At 60.8% G+C, this 21,160-nt stretch carries 14 protein-coding genes and 1 tRNA gene; 12 read left to right on the top strand and 3 right to left on the bottom strand.

The window, feature by feature from the left end; all coding sequences use genetic code 11:
- Position 1: 1 nt before the first annotated feature.
- Entirely contained in the window at positions 2–2,779 is a 2,778-nt protein-coding gene (locus N436_RS19715; protein WP_105948225.1) for a DEAD/DEAH box helicase, read from the top strand.
- A gap of 913 nt (positions 2,780–3,692) precedes the next feature.
- Complete coding sequence (locus N436_RS19705) at positions 3,693–4,562, top strand: DMT family transporter (protein ID WP_110741787.1); 870 nt, start codon at positions 3,693–3,695, stop codon at positions 4,560–4,562.
- Positions 4,563–4,678: 116 nt separating this feature from the next.
- On the opposite strand, the gene N436_RS19700 is transcribed toward N436_RS19705, so the two are convergent.
- Positions 4,679–6,073: a PLP-dependent aminotransferase family protein gene (locus tag N436_RS19700; protein ID WP_105948228.1), complete on the bottom strand. Its 1,395-nt coding sequence runs from the start codon at positions 6,071–6,073 to the stop codon at positions 4,679–4,681.
- Positions 6,074–6,515: 442 nt separating this feature from the next.
- On the opposite strand from N436_RS19700, the gene N436_RS19695 reads away from it, so the two are divergent.
- From N436_RS19695 to N436_RS19645, 10 genes are all read left to right on the top strand, one after another.
- Entirely contained in the window at positions 6,516–7,541 is a 1,026-nt protein-coding gene (locus tag N436_RS19695; protein ID WP_105948229.1) for a TauD/TfdA family dioxygenase, read from the top strand.
- Between the two features lie 31 nt (positions 7,542–7,572).
- A complete protein-coding gene (locus tag N436_RS19690) occupies positions 7,573–8,358 on the top strand; it encodes a TSUP family transporter (RefSeq protein ID WP_105948230.1) in 786 nt (261 codons plus the stop codon).
- A gap of 21 nt (positions 8,359–8,379) precedes the next feature.
- A complete protein-coding gene (locus tag N436_RS19685) occupies positions 8,380–9,141 on the top strand; it encodes an SDR family NAD(P)-dependent oxidoreductase (RefSeq protein WP_105948231.1) in 762 nt (253 codons plus the stop codon).
- A 147-nt stretch (positions 9,142–9,288) separates the two neighbouring features.
- Positions 9,289–12,357, top strand: a complete 3,069-nt coding sequence (fdnG, locus tag N436_RS19675; protein ID WP_146232440.1) for a formate dehydrogenase-N subunit alpha — start codon at positions 9,289–9,291, stop codon at positions 12,355–12,357.
- Positions 12,357–13,307, top strand: a complete 951-nt coding sequence (gene fdxH, locus N436_RS19670; protein WP_110741785.1) for a formate dehydrogenase subunit beta — start codon at positions 12,357–12,359, stop codon at positions 13,305–13,307. The genes fdnG and fdxH overlap by 1 nt, the downstream gene beginning before the upstream one ends.
- Positions 13,304–13,960, top strand: coding sequence for a formate dehydrogenase subunit gamma (locus N436_RS19665; RefSeq protein ID WP_060499562.1), 657 nt, complete (start codon positions 13,304–13,306; stop codon positions 13,958–13,960). Before fdxH ends, N436_RS19665 begins: the two co-directional genes overlap by 4 nt.
- A gap of 4 nt (positions 13,961–13,964) precedes the next feature.
- Entirely contained in the window at positions 13,965–14,885 is a 921-nt protein-coding gene (gene fdhE, locus N436_RS19660) for a formate dehydrogenase accessory protein FdhE (RefSeq protein ID WP_110741784.1), read from the top strand.
- 159 nt (positions 14,886–15,044) lie between these two features.
- A complete protein-coding gene (gene selA / locus N436_RS19655) occupies positions 15,045–16,472 on the top strand; it encodes an L-seryl-tRNA(Sec) selenium transferase (protein WP_105948236.1) in 1,428 nt (475 codons plus the stop codon).
- Complete coding sequence (selB, locus tag N436_RS19650; protein WP_110741795.1) at positions 16,469–18,391, top strand: selenocysteine-specific translation elongation factor; 1,923 nt, start codon at positions 16,469–16,471, stop codon at positions 18,389–18,391. Before selA ends, selB begins: the two co-directional genes overlap by 4 nt.
- Positions 18,392–18,397: 6 nt before the next feature.
- Positions 18,398–18,493 (top strand) — tRNA-Sec (locus N436_RS19645).
- A gap of 15 nt (positions 18,494–18,508) precedes the next feature.
- On the opposite strand, the gene N436_RS19640 is transcribed toward N436_RS19645, so the two are convergent.
- A complete protein-coding gene (locus N436_RS19640) occupies positions 18,509–19,507 on the bottom strand; it encodes an asparaginase (RefSeq protein ID WP_177410891.1) in 999 nt (332 codons plus the stop codon).
- Positions 19,508–19,570: 63 nt separating this feature from the next.
- Positions 19,571–21,013: a sodium:alanine symporter family protein gene (locus tag N436_RS19635; protein ID WP_105948239.1), complete on the bottom strand. Its 1,443-nt coding sequence runs from the start codon at positions 21,011–21,013 to the stop codon at positions 19,571–19,573.
- Between the last annotated feature and the right edge of the window lie 147 nt (positions 21,014–21,160).

Here is a 21,160-nt window from a genome sequence, read left to right as displayed (position 1 = left end):
TATGGCTGAGCCAATCAATGGGCGGAGAGTAGCTAATCAGATCACCGCACGACTTTCGCTGCGCAAGCCACAACGGGAATCGTTGGATATTCTGGTCGAGCTTCTCGACCAATTACCGCTGGGCAAAGAACCTGACATGCAGCATTGGCTGCAGGTGATCCGTAGCCATTATTCGAGTATGCAGGCGTTCGAGCGCGCCTTCCCGTCACTGTGCTTTGCCTTGGCCACTGGCGTGGGCAAAACGCGCTTGATGGGGGCAATGGTCGCTTGGCTGTTCATCACCGGGCGCAGCCGCCACTTTTTAATCCTGGCGCCAAATTTGACGATTTATGAAAAGCTGAAAAAAGACTTCAGATTTGGTGAGCCAAAATATGTATTCACCGGGATTCCCGAGATGGCTGGCACGCCACCTGTGATTATTACGGGGGATGATTACGAAGACGGACGGGGCGTACGGTTAGACTATGCGGTTCCCAAACCATTGACAATGCAGGGTGACATGCTGAATGTGGAAGGTGCGCTGCATATCAATATCTTCAATATCGCCAAGATCAATGCTCGTGATAATAAAAAGGGTGCGACGAAGTCGGCGACTGCCAAAGTACGCCGTCTGCAGGAGTATTTAGGCGAATCATATTTCGACTATCTGGCTGGTCTGCCTGATCTGGTCGTGCTGATGGATGAGGCGCATCGGTACTACGCCGATGCGGGCGCGAAGGCGATCGATGATCTCAAGCCTGTGCTCGGTCTGGAGCTCACGGCAACGCCAAAAACCACCGGCGTCAAACCCAGACCGTTCAGTAATGTGGTGTATCACTATCCGCTTTCTAAGGCACTTCAAGATGGCTATGTAAAAATCCCTGCCGTCGGAACCCGCCGGGATTTTAATAGCGATCAATATTCTCCAGATGTTCTCGAATCCATCAAGCTGGAGGATGGCATCCATCACCACGAATTCGTCAAGGTCGAGTTGGAGAACTACGCACGCAACTATGGCGTCAAGACAATCAAGCCGTTCATGTTAGTGGTGGCACAAGACACAGCCCATGCCTCGTCGATTCGTGGCCTGATTCAGTCGAAAAAATTCTTCGGTGGGCGCTATCGGGATCGAGTTATCGAAGTGCATTCCAACCTCTCGGGCTCAGAATCGGATGAATCTACCGAACGGCTGTTGGCGGTGGAGCATGACGAAAACACCGAGATTGTGATCCACGTCAACAAGCTCAAGGAAGGTTGGGACGTCACCAACCTGTACACCATTGTGCCGCTGCGTGCTTCGGCTTCAGAGATTCTCACCGAGCAGACCCTTGGTCGTGGTTTGCGCCTGCCCTATGGCAAGCGTACCGGTGTGGTGGCGGTCGATCGCTTGTGTATCGTCGCCCATGATCGCTTTCAAGAAATTGTTGACCGAGCCAATCTTGATGATTCGCTGATACATGAAAAAGTGTATATCGGTGGCGAGAGCGAAGCGGATGTCCCGCAGAAAAAGCCTCAGCTATTGCCGTCGTCACCGATAACTGCGCGTATTTCGGATGAGTCTTCAGCTTCGCCTGCTGCAGAGATTCAGGGCCGGTATCAGGTTCAAGTGAAGAATGCCGAAGAGGCCAGAGTGGTTGCCATTACCCTTGAAGCCCTACACGAGGAGGCACGCAAGCTCGGCACTAGCCTTGAGTTGCAGAGCCGGGAAACCCAGCAGCGCCTAGTCAAGCGTGTTCAGCGTGTACTGGAGAACCAGTTGCCTGTTCAACCACAACTGAGTGGCCTGCAGGACATCGAGCTGCAGACCGCTGGCGAGTTGCAAGCACTGGTGCTCAAGGTTACGGAGAAAATTGTTGCCCTGACCATTGATGTGCCGCGCATTGCAGTGTTGCCAACACGAGAGGTCAATTATCATTTCGAGGATTTCGATCTGGTGGGGCTAGAGAAAGTTCGCTTCGAGCCCGTGGCCAAAGAAATTCTTCTGCACCACCTGGAGAGCAACCAGAGCGCTACTATTCTTTGGGATCGGCAGGAGGCCACCGAGGCCCGATTCGAGGATTATCTAGTACGTCATTTGTTTGCTCGGGACGAGGTGGATTACGATCAGTATGCTGGCCTGCTTTACAAGCTGGCGGCGCAGATGATCACTCATCTGAAGGGCTATCTCAGCAATACCGATGCCGTGGAAAATGTGCTGCTCTACTGGCAAAAGCAGCTGAGTGATTTCATCTGGGCCCAGATGCAGGCCCATGTGCGTACTACTCCGACGGATTACAGAGGCAAGGTTACTCAGGGTTTCGATGTCCTCAAACCTGCGGCGTATACTTTACCTGCCGGTGATAGTCCACGATATTTCCGAACACCGATTACCGAAAAGCGCTTGGTTCGGCAGATGGTCTTCGAGGGTTTTCAGCGCTGCTGCTATCCCTACCAGAAGTTCGATTCAGTGGATGGAGAGTGGCGGTTAGCGCAAATCCTTGAGGACGATCCGCAGGTGATTAGATGGATGAAACCAGCACCTGGTCAGTTCCGAATTGAGTATCAGAATGGACAGAACTACGAGCCTGATTTTATTGTAGAAACTCAAGATGATTATCTAATGATCGAACCAAAACGCGCTGATCAGATAGATCTAGTTGACACTCAGAACAAGGCCCGTGCGGCTGAGCGCTGGTGCGGCTATGCTAACGAGCATGCAAAAATTAATGGGGGGAAGTGTTGGGTGTATTTGTTGGTGCCGGATGACCAAGTTAGACTCGGCAACAGCCTTACATGGCTTAGGAACTCTTTTACCTATTGATTGGTATTGGTGGCCATTGATTCTGTAAGCGAGGTTGCTGAGCTAGGTCACTGTCACTGCGCAGCCTATCGACCGTTTCCAGCGTTCTTTGCAGGTCAGCCCGAGCAGCCTCTTGCTTTTGGCTAAAGCAGCGGAGGCAAGGCAGATCCTCGCTTATTTCAGTGGTAGAAATTGCGCTCCCTAGGGTCTGGATGAAAAGTCTTGAGACGAAGGTCAGGCAAGGCGAAAACAGCCGAGGAAGCGGAGTTTACGGATTGTAAATGAGCATTCCGAGGCTGTTTTCAACGCAGCATCACCGAGTATCAAGGCTTTTCGTACAGAGCCTAGAGGCTTTGATTAGTGAAGGGATCGTTGTGCTACCGATCCTCACGAGCGATGCACTGGGTGTTGGGGAGGGAGCAAAGCGGACTGACGAGATGAGGTCTAGGGTGCGAGCGTGCCAAGGACAGGATATGACGAAAGCTGAGGCAGTGCTTTACCTTAAAATCTCCAGGACGACGGTTGGTGGATAATGCGAATAGACAAGAAGGCGAAACGTCTCTTTGCGCTCAATTCCGACGGGCGGTGCCTCGCTTGGGCTACGATCCATTTTTGTAAAGTTTTTTGAGCGAAAAGCGGCGAATCATTACAAAATTCCGTACGTTTTTCATGCGGTATGACTTTCTATGTGGTGGTTGACCCCTTGTTTTATGGGCGCTCACTAGCTCGATTGGTTTTTTAGCTTTCCGGTATTCATAACCGTTCTGATCGGCAAGGTAAGGCGTCTAACAAGACAAAAAAACCAGGGCAGTTGCCTTGGTTTTTTTATGGCCCGGTATCCTGTGTAGGAGACGTCTGAAGTTGCTGGTGTTGCAACTCCTCACCGCCCTCTCTGTTTAGTATCTGCTTCATAGCAGGCAGAGGGAATGGAAGCATGGACGTCATCATGGGTTTGGTAGCTGCCGTACTTTGGGGTGCTGCGGATTTTCTGGTGGGGGTAAACGCTCGGGCGGTTGGTATTCGTCGAGCCGTCTTTTTTGGACAGGTATTGGGCCTGTTGCTGATGGGACTGATCATCCTCATGTCGGCCAATCAGCTGGAGAAGATGCTGGCGGCCCCTGTTAGCGCATTGCTTCTTGGCGGTGTTGCGGCGCTTTGCACGGTGTTAGGAGCGCTGTCACTTTCCAAGGCCTTTGCTATCGGCAAAACGGCAGTTGTGGCTCCGCTGGTGACCACGTATGGCGTTTTTACTACGCTGCTGGCCTGGCTGGGTGGTGATGAATTGTCGCTTTGGCAGTTTCTTGGTTTGCTGATCTGTTTCTTTGGCGTGCTGTTGGCCAGTAGCAGCGGTAACAAGGCGGATGATCACGGGCGCTCGATGAGCCGTTTGCCGGTTGCGTTCGCTCTATTGGCGGCGGCGCTCTACGGCGTCAGTTTCTGGCTTCAGGGAAAATATGCGCTGCCATCACTCGGCCCTGTGAACATGTTGGCGCTAGGGTATGCCGTTGGGGTGATCTTCCTCATGCCCGAAGCGCTCAGGCTGATGAGGGGCTGGTCGGTAATCAGGCCAAGAACCTATGCAACATTATGCGGTGCCAGCCTGTTTAACCTCGGTGGCTTTTCTGCCTTTTCCTGGGGGGCGCTCAATGGTTCGATTTCTGTTGTTACGGTGATCAGCACGCTTTCGGGCGGAATCGCTGCGGTACTTGGCTTTTTCTTCTATCGAGAGCGGTTGTCCTGCTTTCAAGTTGTAGGCGTGAGTCTGGTTTTAGCAGGGGCCGTTGTGCTGCACCTGCTTGAGTGACCTCTATAAGTTCAGGGGCTGCATTCACTATGGGGGCGGGCGAGCCCGCTCTCATAGGTACTGCGCAGGTTTCTTCTACGGCGCAATCCTGTGGGGGTATTAACCCAGTCAGTGCTTCAGTAGAACAACCGCGGCTCCGGCGAATCCAGCAGGCTTGCCAACTTGGTCAGGGCAAAGCCCAGTTCCTGGCGGCTGGGGCTCATCAGCGCGATGCGCACACCGCAGGTGGCGTGGCTACGTTCTGGTAAAAACTGGCTGCCGCTGACCACCGTAACGCCGTTGTTACGCGCCAGGTTGGCGAACTCGTCGCTGGTCCACGGCTCTGGCAACTCCAGCCAGATATGAAAGCTGTGGGGCTGAGTACGGATGTTGTATCGACCAAGAATCTCCCGGGCCATGTGCTGGCGCGCGGCCGCCTCGTCCTGCTGTACCCGTACCAACTGGTCGGCCATACCGCTGTTGATCAGGTTACTGGCCAATTGCGCCATCAATGGCGAAGGCATCCACACGCTGCTGCGTACCATCGACGATAACCGTGACAGGGTTTGCGGCGGAGCGTACAGGTAGCCGATGCGCAGCGCCGGCAGCACGCTCTTGGACAGGCTGGTGAGGTACACCGAGCGTTCAGGCGCATACGCGGCCAGTGGCTTGTAATCCGGGGCGGGCTCAAGAAAACCGTAGATGTCGTCATCGACGATGAACAGGTCGAACTCGCGGGCGATCTCGGCGATGGCCTGGCGCCGTGCGTGGGGCATGATCGAGTTGGTCGGGTTCTGGTGCGTGGTGACGCATACCAGCAGGGAAGGGCGGTGCTCCAGGCAGGCCGCGCGCAATGCATCAGGAATAATGCCGTGCTCGTCCATGGCCACGCCGCGCAGGCGGCGGCCCATGCTGTGGGCCAGAGAGATGATGCCTGGGTAGCAAAACGACTCGCACAGCACCACATCGTCGCTCTTCGACAGGCTGCTGATGGCTACCAGCAGGCCATGCTGGGCCCCGGAGGTCAGTACCACTTGCTGCCAGCGTGCTTCGGGCAGCCAGCGCTGTATCCAGGCCGCGCCGGCCTGCTTGTGCGTCGCGTGGCCACCCTCGGTGACATAGTCGAGCACCTGCCCCAGGTCGGGCGAAGCGGCGAGTTCGGTTATGGCTCCGCGCAGCCAGTCGCTCATGTGGGCGTCGTTGGGCTTGATGATCGACAGGTCGATCTGACCGCTTTCGCGCCCGGTATTCACGGGGCTGGATCGGGTGCCAGGGGCAGCATTCGGCGTCGGCCGTTGTTGCAGTACAAAGGTACCTCTGCCGACTTCACCCACAACCAGGCCACGCTTGGCGGCTTCGTCATAAGCGCGGCCGATGGTGCCAGGGGTGACGTTCAGGGACTCGGCCAGGTCCTTGAGGGTTGGCAAGCGTTCGCCAGCCACCAGTCGGCCACTGCCAATGTCCTGCTCCAAGGCGTCGGCGATCATCAGGTAGACCGGCTGCGCCAGGTCGCTGTAGTGAGGAACCCACATAGAAATGGCACCAGAATTTGCGAGAACGCGGAAGCCTAGCACGAAAGGTCTGATGGAAGTAATTGTGTTTTCCTACATGTAAATTGCCTTGATTGACTCGCTTGCGCCTACCCTGCGCAGCTATCAAGCCCCGCTTCTAGAGGCCATGCGCTTTACCTATGCCAGATTGTCTGCTCATCGGTGTATCTAGAAATCTTTTGAAATCAATGAGTTGATTTGATCGATTCAATTCAAGGTGTTGACGCTTTGGAAAATCAATTGAATCGAGGTTATTTTTATAATTACAATTATTGAGTCGATGCAATGCGAAATTGCCTGAAAGGCTTTCATCGCCGCCATCGCATAGCTGTGAACGGCTTCAAAAAAACAACCTCTGCCGCCTCTGCCCGGCTTGGCACGATACCGAACGGCCTCAAGCCAGCTCAATGGAATAGCACTCGAAATGGAAAGCGCACACCTGCAACAAGGGGCCGAGCCTCAAACCTCTCTGGAGATCCGCCTGCCTTGGGTTACTTCCAGCGCCTGGCAAACCTTGCTGAACAATACCCCGCTCGATTTTGAGGCGAGCAAAGAGCTTTACCCGCAGCTCAAGGACCAGGCGCAGGAAGTGCTGGGCAAGGCGCTGTGCCGGCAGGTTCGAGGGTTTGTCGAAGATCCGCAGTTGACCAGCATGATCGTGCGCAACTGCCCCCGGGACCGGGACATCCCGCCCACACCCTACACAGGCGTGCTCAGCCCGCGCAGCACACCCATTGCATGCCTGGTGAGCCTGACCATGCAAAGCCTGATGGGGATCAACCCGGTGGTTTACGAAGGGGAGAACGATGGCCGGTTGTTCCGCCATGTCATCCCGTCGCGCAGTTCTTCCAGCCACAAGAGTTCTCATGGTTCGCGACTGCGTTTTTCCTACCATGTGGATAACCCGGACCTGCCGCTGTCTTGCGAACCGCTGGGCGTAACGTCCTGCTGCCCGGAATACCTGTCGTTCTTCGGCATGCGCTGTGACCCGCGCATCAGCACCACGCTGGTCAACCTTGATGCAGTGGTCGAAGCACTGCCGGCGTCGACCGTGCGCGAGCTGTGTCTGCCGCAGTTCGAAATCCGCCGCCCGGACTCATTCACCGGCAACCGCCGTTGCACGGCAGAGCTGCCAGTGCTGGCGCGTGGTCACGCTGGCGAATGGTTGTGCCGTTTCGACAGCGAGAACACCCACGGCCTCAACCTGCGTGCCGAGCAGGCCTTGGGCTGCCTGCGTGGCGTGCTGGAGACCCGCCGCTTCGATGAGCCGCACCTGCTGCTGCCGGGCGACTTTATGGTGTTCAAGAACCAGCGCGTGTTGCACGCCCGCGACGGCTTCGAGCCGCAGAACGATGGCGCCGACCGCTGGCTGTTACGCCTGTTTGCGGTCAACGACCTCAACCGGGTGCATTTTGCCCGGGCCGACCACCTGTACGAAGTTCTCTCCTGATCCATTTCACTGATTCAACGGACGCATACTTATGGAACTGTTAGGCGCCTTCTGGGCGGAACACTGGTTGCTGGCAATCCTGATGCTCGGCGCGATCGCCTTCGTTGCAGGCTTCGTCGACAGTATTGCCGGTGGTGGCGGTCTGTTTCTGGTACCGGGCTTTTTGCTGGTGGGCATGCCGCCGCAGGTGGCACTGGGCCAGGAAAAACTGGTCAGCACCCTTGGCACGTTGGCGGCCATTCGCAACTTCCTGGCCAACAGCAAGATGGTCTGGCAGGTGGCGTTGGTCGGGGTGCCGTTCTCACTTCTGGGTGCCTACCTGGGGGCGCACCTGATCGTGTCTATCTCGCAAGAGACTGTAGGCAAGATCATCCTGGCGCTGATCCCGTTCGGCATCCTCATCTTCCTCACCCCCAAGGACCGCCCGGTAGAGGAGCGAGAGCTGTCTTCGCGCATGCTCTACACCGTGGTGCCGTTGACCTGCCTGGCCATCGGCTTCTATGACGGCTTCTTCGGCCCCGGTACCGGGAGCATGTTCATCATCGCCTTCCATTACCTGCTGCGCATGGACCTGGTCTCCAGTTCGGCCAACTCCAAAACCTTCAACTTCGCTTCCAACATCGGCGCCTTGGTCGCCTTCGTCATGGCCGGGAAGGTCGTCTACCTGCTGGCATTACCGCTGGTGGCCTGCAACATCCTGGGTAACCACCTGGGCAGTGCCCTGGCGCTGCGCAAAGGCAACGAAGTGGTACGCAAGGCGCTGGTGTTCTCGATGCTTTGCCTGTTCACCAGCCTGGGCGTGAAGTACCTGGCCTGACCTACTGATAGGAGAAAACTGATGAAAACCGCATTCGTAACTGGCGCCTCCTCGGGTTTTGGCCGTGCCATCTGCTGCACGCTGATCGGCAAAGGCTACCGCGTGATCGGTGGCGCCCGGCGCATGGACAAACTGAAAGCGCTGGAGGCCGAATTGGGCGTCAATTTCATTCCGCTGGCGCTGGATGTCACCGACCCGGTGTCGCTGGAGACGGCGGTCGAGCAGATTCGTGATGCATCGCTGCAGATCGACCTGCTGGTCAACAACGCCGGGCTGGCGTTGGGTGTGGACCGAGCCCAGGCCAGCAGCGCCGAAAACTGGCAGAGGATGATCGACACCAACATCACCGGCCTGGCCATGGTTACCCACAAGATTCTGCCGCAAATGGTGGAAGCCGACAGCGGGATGATCATCAACATTGGCTCTATCGCCGGCACTTACCCCTACCCGGGCGGCAATGTTTATGGCGCCAGCAAGGCCTTCGTCCGCCAGTTCAGCCTCAACTTGCGTGCCGACCTGGCGGGCACCCGAGTACGGGTGAGCAACATCGAGCCGGGGCTGTGCTCGGGCACTGACTTCTCGGTGGTACGTCTGAATGGCGACCTGGACGCGGTGCAGGCGTTGTATCGGGATGTCGAGGCCATCCTGCCGGAGGATATCGCGGCTACGGTAGCCTGGATTGCCGATCAGCCGGCGCATGTGAACATCAATACCGTCGAGATCATGCCGGTGGCGCAGAGCAGTGCGGCGCTGAATGTGGTGCGCAACCTGCCGCGTGCCTGACCCGGGCCTTACCACTGACTCAGGTCATCGCACGTTCCCGATTCTTGACTAGTCTTAACCATTGGCGGCCATGTATTGGCCGCCACCGTGACTACCAAGAGGCGCCGGCCATGTTCCGCGCGTCCACCACCTGATCAGGAGTGCACGATGGACCTGAACCGTCGGCAATTCTTCAAGGTCGCCGCCGTCGGCCTTGGAGGCTCGAGCCTGGCGGCGTTGGGCATGGCCCCGACGCCGGCCTTCGCCGAGCAGGTGCGTCACTTCAAGCTGGCGCACACCAACGAAACCCGCAACACCTGCCCTTACTGCTCGGTCGGCTGCGGCCTGATCCTGTACAGCCAGGGCGATGCGGGTAAAAACGTCAAACAGAACATCATCCATATCGAAGGGGACGCCGACCACCCGGTCAACCGCGGCACCCTCTGCCCTAAAGGCGCCGGCCTGCTGGACTTTATCCACAGCCCGAGCCGCTTGCAGTACCCCGAGGTACGCAAGCCAGGCAGCAAGGAGTGGGTGCGGGTCAGCTGGGACGAGGCGCTCGACCGCGTCGCCGACCTGATGAAACAGGACCGAGACGCCAATTTCATCGAGAAGAACGCCCAGGGGCAAACCGTAAACCGCTGGCTCACCACCGGTTTTCTGGCTGCCTCCGCCGCCTCCAGCGAGGCAGGCTACCTGACCCACAAGGTCGTCCGCGCAACAGGCATGCTGGGGTTCGATAACCAGGCACGTGTCTGACATGGCCCGACGGTGGCAAGTCTTGCCCCGACGTACGGCCGTGGCGCCATGACCAACCACTGGTCCGATATCGCCAACGCGAATCTGGTCCTGGTGATGGGCGGCAACGCAGCAGAAGCGCATCCGTGCGGCTTCAAATGGGTGACCGAGGCCAAGGCGCACAACAAGGCGCGGCTGATCGTGGTCGACCCGCGTTTTACCCGTACCGCTTCGGTGGCGGACTACTACGCGCCGATCCGTACCGGTACCGATATCGCCTTCATGGGCGGGCTGATCAACTACCTGCTGAGCAACGACAAGATCCAGCACGAGTACGTGCGTAACTACACTGATGTGTCGTTCATCGTCAAAGAGACCTATGGCTTCGAGGACGGGCTGTTCAGCGGCTACGACGAGGCCAAGCGTGTGTATGCCGACAAATCCGGCTGGGGTTACGAGCTGGGTGAGGACGGTTATGCGAAGGTCGATCCGACCCTGCAGCACCCGCGCTGCGTGTTCCAGCTGATGAAACAGCATTACAGCCGCTACACCCCGGAACTGGCGAGCATGACCTGTGGCATGCCGCAGGACGCCATGATGAAAGTCTGGGAAGAGATCGCCACCTGCTCGGCACCGGGCAAGACCATGACGATTCTCTACGCGCTCGGCTGGACGCAGCACTCGATCGGTGCGCAGATCATCCGCAGTGCGGCCATGGTCCAGTTGCTGCTGGGCAACGTCGGCATGCCCGGTGGTGGTGTCAACGCCTTGCGCGGGCACTCCAATATCCAGGGACTGACCGACCTCGGCCTGCTGTCCAACTCGTTGCCGGGCTACCTGACCCTGGCCGGTGACGCCGAGCAGGACTACGCCACCTACATCGACAAGCGCGCGTCCAAGCCGCTGCGCCCAGGGCAGCTGTCGTACTGGCAGAACTACGGCAAGTTCCACGTCAGCCTGATGAAGGCCTGGTACGGCGCCAACGCCACGGCGGAAAACAACTGGGGCTATGACTGGCTGCCCAAGCTCGATGTCCCGGCCTACGACGTGCTGCGCATGTTCGAGATGATGGGCCAGGGCAAGGTCAACGGCTACATGTGCCAGGGGTTCAACCCGATTGCTGCGCTGCCGGACAAGAACCGCGTCACCGCAGCGCTGGGCAAGCTCAAGTGGCTGGTGATCATGGACCCGCTGGCCACCGAGACCTCGGAGTTCTGGCGTAACGCCGGGCCGTTCAACGACGTCGACACCGCCAATATCCAGACCGAAGTGATCCGCCTGCCCACCACCTGCTTCGCCGAGGAGGACGGCTCGCTGGTCAATAGTAGCCGTTGGCTGCAATGGCACTGGAAGGGGGCCGACGGCCCGGGTGAGACCCGTACCGACGTGCAGATCATGAGCGAACTGTTCCTGCGCCTGCGCCAACGCTACCGGGCCGAGGGCGGCGCCTACCCTGATGCGATGATGAACATCAGCTGGCCGTACAAGATCCCTGACGAGCCATCCCCGGAGGAATTGGCCAAGGAAATGAACGGTTGGGCGGTCACCGACCTCACCGACGCCACCGGCGCCACGCTCAAGGCTGGCCAGCAACTGTCAGGCTTCGGCCAGATGAAGGACGACGGCAGCACGGCGTCTGGCTGCTGGATCTTCGCTGGCTGCTGGACCGAGCAGGGCAACCAGATGGCCCGCCGCGACAACAGCGACCCGTTTGGCATGCACCAGGTGCAGAACTGGGCCTGGGCATGGCCGGCCAACCGTCGCATCCTCTACAACCGTGCCTCCAGCGACCCGCAAGGCAAGCCGTGGGACCCAGAGAAGAAACGCTTGGTATGGTGGAACGGCAAGGCCTGGACCGGTACCGATGTGCCGGACTTCAAGGCCGACTCGCCGCCCGAGGCCGGGATGAACCCGTTCATCATGAACCCCGAAGGTGTGGCGCGCTTCTTCGCCATCGACAAGATGGCCGAAGGCCCGTTCCCCGAGCACTACGAGCCGTTCGAAACACCGATCGGTATCAACCCGCTTCACCCGCAGAACAAGAAGGTGGTCAGCAACCCGGCTGGCCGCATCTTCGACTCGGTGTGGGACACGCTCGGCACGCATGACGAGTTTCCCTACGCGGCGACCACCTATCGGCTGACCGAGCATTTCCACTTCTGGAGCAAGCATTGCCGGCTCAACGCCATCGCCCAGCCCGAGCAGTTCGTCGAAATCGGCGAGGTGCTGGCCAACGAGAAAGGCATCAAGGCCGGCGACCGGGTGCGGGTGTCGAGCAAGCGCGGGCATATCGATGCAGTGGCAGTGGTGACCAAGCGGATTCGCCCGCTCCAGGTCAACAACCAGACCGTGCACCAGATCGGCATTCCGTTGCACTGGGGTTTCACCGGCGCTACCCGGCATGGCTACCTGACCAACACCCTGGTGCCATTCCTCGGTGACGGCAACACCCAGACGCCAGAGTCCAAGTCGTTCCTCGTCAAAGTGGAGAAACTCTGATGGCCAGCCAAGACATCATCGCCCGCTCGGCCACCACCACCGTACCGCCTTCGGTACGCCAGCAGCAGGAAGTCGCCAAGCTGATCGACACCACCAAGTGCATCGGCTGCAAGGCCTGCCAGGTGGCGTGCTCGGAATGGAACGAACTGCGTGACGAGGTCGGCCACAACCACGGCACCTACGACAACCCCCAGGACCTCACGGCCGAAACCTGGACCCTGATGCGCTTCACCGAGCACGAGCGCGACGACGGCAACCTGGAGTGGCTGATCCGCAAGGATGGCTGCATGCACTGTGCCGACCCAGGGTGCCTGAAGGCGTGCCCAAGCCCGGGGGCGATCATCAAGCACGCCAACGGCATCGTCGACTTCAACCAGGACCACTGTATCGGCTGCGGTTACTGCATCACCGGCTGCCCGTTCAACATTCCGCGCATCTCGCAGAAAGACCACAAGGCGTACAAGTGCACCCTGTGCTCCGACCGCGTGACTGTGGGCCTGGAGCCGGCCTGCGTGAAAACCTGCCCGACCGGGGCGATCGTGTTCGGCAGCAAGGACGAGATGAAAGTGCATGCCGCCGAGCGCATCGTCGACCTGAAGTCGCGGGGCTACGACAAGGCCGGGTTGTACGACCCGGATGGCGTCGGTGGCACCCACGTGATGTACGTGCTGCACCATGCCGACACGCCGAAGCTGTACGCCGGCCTGCCGGACCAGCCGGTGATCAGCCCTTTGGTGGGGCTGTGGAAGGGCTTCACCAAGCCGCTGGCGTTGCTGGTCATGGGCGCGGCGGTGTTGGCCGGGTTCTTCCATTATGTGCGGGTTGGCCCACAGCGGGTCGAGGAGGACGAGCACCCCACGCCGCCGGATGACAACGTGCATCAGGTGGATCCTGCGGTCCATGTCTACGACCCGACCAAGCCCGGTGGGCAAGGGGAGCAGCGGCCATGAACGACAACAAACCCATCCTGCGCTACAACGCCAATGAGCGGACAAACCACTGGATTGTGGCAATCCTGTTCATCCTGGCGGGGCTGTCGGGGCTGGCGCTGTTTCATCCGGCGCTATTCTGGCTCAGCCACCTGTTTGGCGGTGGGCCGTGGACGCGCATCCTGCACCCTTTCATCGGGGTGGCGATGTTCGTGTTCTTCCTCGGCCTGGTGTTCCGTTTCTGGCGCGCCAACTTCATCACTGCCAACGACCGCCTGTGGCTGCGTCGCATCGATCGGGTGATGGTCAATCGTGAGGATGGCGTGCCCCCCATCGGCAAGTACAACGCCGGACAGAAGCTGCTGTTCTGGACCTTGCTGGCGTGCATGCTGGTGCTGCTGGTGAGTGGAGTGGTGATCTGGCGTGCGTATTTCAGCCACTGGTTCGGCATCGATGCCATTCGCTTGTCTGCGCTGCTGCACGCGTTGGCGGCGTTCGTGCTGATTCTCAGCATCATCGTGCACATCTATGCCGGCATCTGGATCAAGGGCTCGATCGGCGCCATGCTGCATGGCTGGGTCAGCCGCGCGTGGGCACGCAAGCACCATGAGTTGTGGTACCGCGAAGTGACCGGCGACAAAACGCCGGGCAATCACGGACGAAAAGAAGGATGAACGCTTGAGCACGATACTCGAACCCGGGCAGATCGAAGCGTCGGCGGTGATGCCGCCGTTTCTGCACCTGCCGCCCGCCAACCTGTTCGAAGTGCGCGCCGCGCGACTGGAGCAGCTGGCCCAAGGCAATGCCCTTGGCGACTACCTGAGGTTGGTGGCGCGGTTGTGCCGCGTCCAGCAGCAGCTTGTGGATAACCCGCCCGCTGGCGTGCCGGTGGCCGAGGAACGTCAGCGCCTGTGCATAAGTCATGGTTTGCCGCCGTTGGCGGCTGACAGCCTGGTGCGCGAAGGGCCTTGGCTGGTTTGGTTACAGGCCTTCCTTGAGCACTTCAACGGTGAAACCAGTGGCCCGCTGGGTGAGGCCTTGCAGGTGCTGCGTGGCAGTGATGACAACCAGCGCAAAGGCTGGGGCATCGCTTTGCTGGCAGGGCAGTATGACGCGGTGCCAGCGGCATTGGTGCCGTTCCTCGGGGCCGCGTTGCAGGCGGCCTGGTCCAGCTGGCTGCTGGCATTACCGGTGCCCGAGCTCAAGCCTGCCAGCAGCCTGGCCCAGTGCCCGGCTTGCGGTTCGCCAGCAATGGCCGGGGTGGTGCGCAACCGTGGCAAGCACAATGGCCTGCGCTATCTGGTCTGTTCGTTGTGTGCCTGTGAATGGCATGTGGTGCGGGTGAAGTGTGTGTATTGCGAGTCGAGCAAGAACTTGCGCTATACCAGCCTTGAGGATGATCGCCATGCGCCGGGCAAGGCGCCATTGCGTGCCGAGTGTTGCCCGGGCTGCGAAAGCTACCTGAAGCAGAACTATCTGGAGAACGATGCAGCGGCCGAGCCTTTGGCCGACGACCTGGCCAGCCTGGCGCTGGATATGCGCCTGGACGAGGAGGGCTTTCATCGCCTGGCGCCCAACCTGATGCTTGCGCCCGGGTAGTGGGTGAGTGTCTACACTGAAATACCGAGTTGCCTTCTTCGCGGGCACGCCCGCTCCCACAAGGACTGCGCAAGCCTCAAATACAGCGCGGACCCTGTGGGAGCGGGCGTGCCCGCGAAGAGGCCAGTACAGACACCGGATAACCCAAGGTAGTACCGCATGTCTTCAAGCCTAGCCAGCGACACCCCACGCCTCCCATCCATCGACACCCTTCTGCGCCACCCGGCCTGCCTCCCGCTGATCGATCGCCACGGCCGCGATGCAGTGCTGGCTACCTTGCGCCAACTGCTCGACGACCTGCGTGACCCTGCCCGCAACGGCCAGCTCAGTGCAGCCGAACTGGCCACCGAAGTGCTGCTGGGCCGCACCGGCGAACGCCTTGCCGCTCAACAGCGCAGCCAGGTCCGCCGTGTGTTCAACCTCACTGGCACCGTGTTGCACACCAATCTGGGGCGGGCCCTGTTGCCGGAAGAGGCCATCGAGGCCATGCAGACTGCCGCCCGCTATCCGCTCAACCTGGAGTTCGACCTGGCCACCGGCAAACGTGGCGATCGCGATGACCTGATCGAAGGCCTGATCCGCGAGCTGACCGGCGCCGAAGCCGTCACCGTAGTCAACAATAACGCCGCCGCCGTGCTGCTGGCGCTCAACAGCCTGGGCGCACGCAAGGAGGGCATCATCTCCCGTGGTGAGCTGATCGAGATTGGCGGTGCCTTCCGCATTCCCGACATCATGGCCCGGGCCGGCGTGAAGCTGCACGAGATCGGTACCACCAACCGCACCCACGCCCGCGACTATGAGGCCGCCATCGGCCCGCGCACGGGCCTGCTGATGCGTGTGCATTGCAGCAACTACAGCATTCAGGGCTTCACCACACAGGTGCCCACTGCCGAGCTGGCGCGGATTGCCCACCAACATGAACTGCCGCTACTCGAAGACCTCGGCAGCGGCAGCCTGCTCGACCTTACCCGCTGGGGCCTGCCCGCCGAACCTACGGTGCGCCAGGCCCTGGCTGATGGCGCCGATATCGTCACCTTCAGCGGCGACAAACTGCTGGGCGGGCCTCAGGCAGGGATCATCGTTGGCCGCAAAGACCTGATCGCCAGGATCAAGAAAAACCCGCTCAAGCGAGCCTTGCGCGTCGACAAGATCACCCTCGCAGCCCTTGAAGCGGTGCTGGCACTGTACCGCAACCCCGACCGCCTGGCCGAGCGCCTGCCCAGCCTGCGCCTGCTGACCCGCAGCCAGGCCGAGATCCAGGCTCAGGCCGAGCGCCTGTCGCCTGAACTCAAGGCGCGTCTCGGCGAGCAATGGGCCGTCAGCGTAGAACCTGCGCTGGGCATGATTGGCAGTGGCAGCCAGCCGGTGGCGCGCCTGCCCAGTGCCGCGCTGTGCCTGCGCCCGCAAGTGTCGAAGAAGCTGCGCGGGCGCAGCTTGCATGTACTGGAGCGGGCCCTGCGTGATCTGCCTGTGCCGGTGCTGGGCCGCATCGATGACGATGCCTTGTGGCTGGACCTGCGCCAACTGGATGACGAAGCCCAGTGGCTGGCCCAGTTGCCCGCCCTGCAACTGGGGCCAGTGCAGTGATCGTTGGTACCGCTGGGCACATCGACCACGGCAAGACCGCACTGCTGCAGGCGCTGACTGGCCAGGCCGGCGACCAGCGGCAGGAAGAGCGCGCCCGCGGCATGACCATCGACCTTGGCTACCGTTATGCGGCGCTGAGCGAAGGCGCGCCGCTGACGGGCTTCATCGATGTGCCGGGCCACGAGCGTTTTATCCACAACATGCTGGCCGGTGCCCATGGCATCGACCTGGTGCTATTGGTGGTGGCTGCTGACGACGGGGTCATGCCGCAGACACGCGAGCACCTGGCGATCATCGAGCTGCTGGGCATTCCCCAGGCCCTGGTGGCGATCAGCAAATGCGACCGGGTCGAGCCGGCCCGGCTGGCCGATGTGCAGGTGCAAGTCGGTGAACTGCTGGCGCCAGGGCCGTATGCCGGTGCGCGGCAGTTCCCATTGTCGAGCATCAGCGGGGAAGGCGTGGACGCGCTGCGTCAAGCCCTGCTGGAGGCTGAGGCCAATGTACGGGCACGCGCTGTGCGCGGTGGTTTTCGCCTGGCCATCGACCGCGCTTTCGCGGTTAGCGGCGCTGGCGTGGTGGTCACCGGCACGGCGCTGGCCGGGCGGGTCAGTGCCGGCGATACCTTGTTGCTGGGCAAGGCCGGCAAAGCAGTGCGCGTGCGTGGCCTGCATGCACAGAACCAGGCCTCGTTGGTGGCAGAAGCGGGCCAGCGGGTGGCGCTGAACATCGCTGCCGAGCGACTGGCATTGGAGCAGATACACCGGGGTGACTGGCTGGTGCCTGAGTGGTTGCATGCGCCTGGCGTACGGGTGGATATCGAGCTGAGCCTGTTACCGGGAGAGACACGTACGTTCGAACATTTCAGCGCCGTGCACGTACACCTGGGGACTCAGGATGTGACGGCCCGGGTCGCCTTGCTAGAAGGCGAAAGCCTGGCGGCCGGCCAGCGCATGTTTGCCCAGTTGTTGCTCAATGCGCCGCTGCAGGCGGTGCATGGCGACCGTTTGGTGCTGCGCGACCAGCGTGCCCAGCGCACCTTGGGCGGTGGCAAGGTGCTGGACCCGTTCGCGCCAAGCCGCCAACGCCGCAGCGATGAGCGCCTGCGCCAGTTGCAGGTGCTGCGCGATACCGAAGAACTGGAGCAGGCGCTGCCGGCGCTGCTTGCCAGTGCACCGGGCGGTATCGACCCCCAGCGGCTTGAGCGGCAGTTCAATCGCCTGCGAGAAACCTGGCAGTTGCCGGAAGAGGTCTTGGTGGTGGCCACGCGGCAGGGCCAACTGCTGTTCGCCACTGCCAAGTGGCAAGCGCTGAAGCAGCAGGTGATGGAGCAGTTGGCACGGTTCCACGAACAGGAGCCCGACCAGCTCGGCCCGGACCGTGACCGCCTGCGCCGCTTTGCGGCCTTGCCCCTGGAGCGGCCTGCATTTGTCAGCTTGCTGGATGAACTGCTCGATGACGGCTCCATCGCCAGCAGCGGGCCTTGGCTGCATTTGCCCGATCATAAGGTGCAATTGAGCGAAGCCGACAGTGAGTTGTGGGCGCGCCTGGAGCCGAGGTTGTTGGCGGGGCAATACGACCCGCCCTGGGTCAGGACGTTGGCAAGTGAAGAGAACTGCGCCGAAGCCGATGTGCGCCTGTTGTTGCGCAAGCTTGCACGGCTGGGCCTGGTGCACCAGGTGGTGCGTGACCTGTTCTACCCTGAGGTGACGCTACAGCGCATGGCAGCGCTGCTGCTGGGGCAGGCCAGTGAGACGCCGATAGTGCAGGTTGCCGCGTTTCGCGATATGTTGGGGATCGGTCGCAAGCGCAGTGTGCAGATTCTGGAATACTTCGACCGCATCGGCCTGACCCGGAGGGTGGCCGACCAGCGTCACATCCGCGCCGACAGCGCCCTGGCCCAGCAGCAGGCCAGGCACTGAGTTCAAGGAAGGCAATCGCGCCCGGTGGCGCGGCCGGGCTTCAAACCCGGTTGGGGACGGCAGCCGTTCCCGGGCAGGTTCGACTCCCGCTGCCTTCCGCCATTTTCTTTCGCCAGTTCAGGCTCGTTCGCCGCACAGGTCCAGAGCAAACCATTGCTCTGCGGCATCCACATCCAAACCCGCCCCCAACAGCGCAACCATCTTGCCCAGCGCTGCCTCACGGGTCATGCCTCCACCACTGACCAATCCGGCCCCACGCAAGCGGTTGCCCGCCGCATAGGTGTCGAACACCACCGAGCCTTCAGGACACTGGCTGATAGCCGCCAGCATCACACCGCGCTGGCGCGCCGCGCTCAGTACATTCAGCAATGCCTGGTCATCCGATGGGCCGGTACCGCTGCCGTAGCATTCCAGCAGCAACCCCTGCACACCGCTGTCGATCAAGCCCTGCAAGTGCCCGGCCTGCAGCCCCGGGAACACCGGCACGACCGCCAGGTTGACCGGTTTGCGCGGCTGCTTGTAGCCCAGCTCGGCAGGGATCAAGTCGGCATGCTCACCATCACGATGGCGCGGCAGCGCTGCAAAGGCATCGAACGCCTCGCTGCGCAGCTTCGACGCCCGGCAACCATGCAGCAGTTGGCCATGAAAGTAGAGCTGCACGCCATCTACCAGGCCATGTTCGAACTGGCGCAGCGCACCACACAGGTTGGCCCATGCATCGCTGTCAGCGGCACCCGCCGGCAGCATCGAGCCGGTCAGCAGCACCGGAACCGGCAGCCCCAGCAGCAGGAACGACAATGCCGCAGCGCTGTACGCCATGCTGTCGGTGCCGTGCAGCACCAGCACGCCGTCATGGCCCGCCACATCCACCGCATCGACAATGGCATCGCGCATCGCCAGCCAGTTGTGCTGTTGCATGTTGGCGCTGTCGAGCAGCGGGTTCAGTTCCAGCAGGGTCCATTGCAGCTGGGGCGCATCGGCCATGTGCGCGAAGTGCTCGCGCATCCGTGCTTCAAAACCACCGGCTGGCGCCAGGCCTTCCGGGGTTTCGAGCATACCGATGGTGCCACCGGTATAGAGAACGAGAAGATTCTTTACGGCACGCATGGAGAACATCCGTAGCGGTGAGCGGAGAAAGAAAAGCCGCCCGCAGAAGGGGCGGCTGGGCAGGGCAGCGTATCAGCGCTGAGGCTGCGCTTGGCCGACTGTTTTGTCAGTGGCTGTTTCCGCCTGCGGATTGGCAGGCCAGGCATTGCGGTCCAGGTCCAGGTCGGCGAATTTGGTCGAATCGAACACCGGTTGCTGGATACCCGCCTTGCGCTGCTCGTCGTAGTCGCGCATCACACGCAGGCCGACCTTGAACAGCAGGGCCAGGGCCACCAGGTTGACGAAGGCCAGGCAGGTCATGGTGATGTCGGCGAAGGCGAACACGGTCGACAGGTCTTGCATCGAGCCCCAGACCACCAGTGCCAGCACCAGGCCACGGAACACCATCAGTACCACGCGGTTACGGGTGAGGAACTGCAGGCTGTTCTCGCCCAGGTAGTAGTTGTAGAGGATGCAGGTGAACACGAACAGCGACAGTGCCACGCTCACGAATACACGGCCCCAGTCACCGACCACGGCGGCCAGCGAGTTCTGGGTCAGGACAATGCCGTCACCCTCGAAGCCCGGGGTGTAGAAGCCCGACAGCAGGATCAGCAGCGCGGTGCAGGTGCAGATCACGAAGGTGTCGAGGAACACGCTGAAGGCCTGGACCACGCCCTGGGCGCCCGGGTGTTTCACGGCCGCCACGGCGGCGACGTTCGGCGCACTGCCCAGGCCCGCTTCGTTGGCGAACACACCACGCTTCACGCCCATGACGATGGCGCTGCCGAGCAGGCCGCCGAAGGCTGGGTCGAGGCCGAAGGCGCTCTTGAAGATGGTTTCCAGCATGGCCGGCACGTGTTCGATCTGGGTGCCGATCACGTACAGGGTCACGCCGATGTAGGCCAGGGTCTTGACCGGTACCAGCAGGTCCGACACCGCAGCGATACGCTTGATGCCACCGATGAAGGTGATGGCCAGCAGCACAGCCAGGATAATGCCGGTGTGGCTTGGGTCGAAGGCAAAGGCGTTCTGCAGCGAGTGGGTCACGGTGTACGACTGCAGGCCGATGAAGGCGAAGCCGTAGGTGACCAGCAGCAGGATCGAGAACACGATGGCCATGCCTTTGCGCTTCAGGCCATGCTGGATGTAGTAGGCCGGGCCGCCACGGTACAGGCCGTCACCATCGGCGCGCTTGTACACCTGGGCCAGGGTACATTCGAAGAAGCTGCTGGACATGCCCACCAATGCGGTGACCCACATCCAGAACACGGCACCTGGGCCACCCAAGGTCACGGCGATACCGACACCGGCAATGTTACCGGCGCCAACGCGGCCGGCGAGGCTCAGCATCAGGGCCTGAAAGGAGCTCAGCTGGCCTGCCTGGCCACGCAGCGATTCCTTGAACACGGCGAACATGTGGCCGAAATGGCGGAACTGAACGAATCGGGAGCGGATGGTGAAGTAGCTACCCAGCCCTACGATCAGCACGATGAGGAGTTTCCCCGAGAGGAAATCGTTGAGTACTTCGAGCATTGGAGAATGACCTCGATTCTTATTCTTCGTGTGGAAAGACCAGCGGACGGCAGGCGCACCGCTATTCGTTGGGGCGCATGGTTGGCCATGACAAGAGTGGTTACAATTTCGCGGGTTGCTCTTAGTTGGCGCTACTTGATGCTACAA

This window comes from Pseudomonas sp. RV120224-01b (genome assembly GCF_003208145.1).
GTDB lineage: Bacteria > Pseudomonadota > Gammaproteobacteria > Pseudomonadales > Pseudomonadaceae > Aquipseudomonas > Aquipseudomonas monteilii.
The sequence above is the reverse complement of the archived record's forward strand: the minus strand, read 5'-3'. Positions and strand labels throughout refer to the sequence as shown.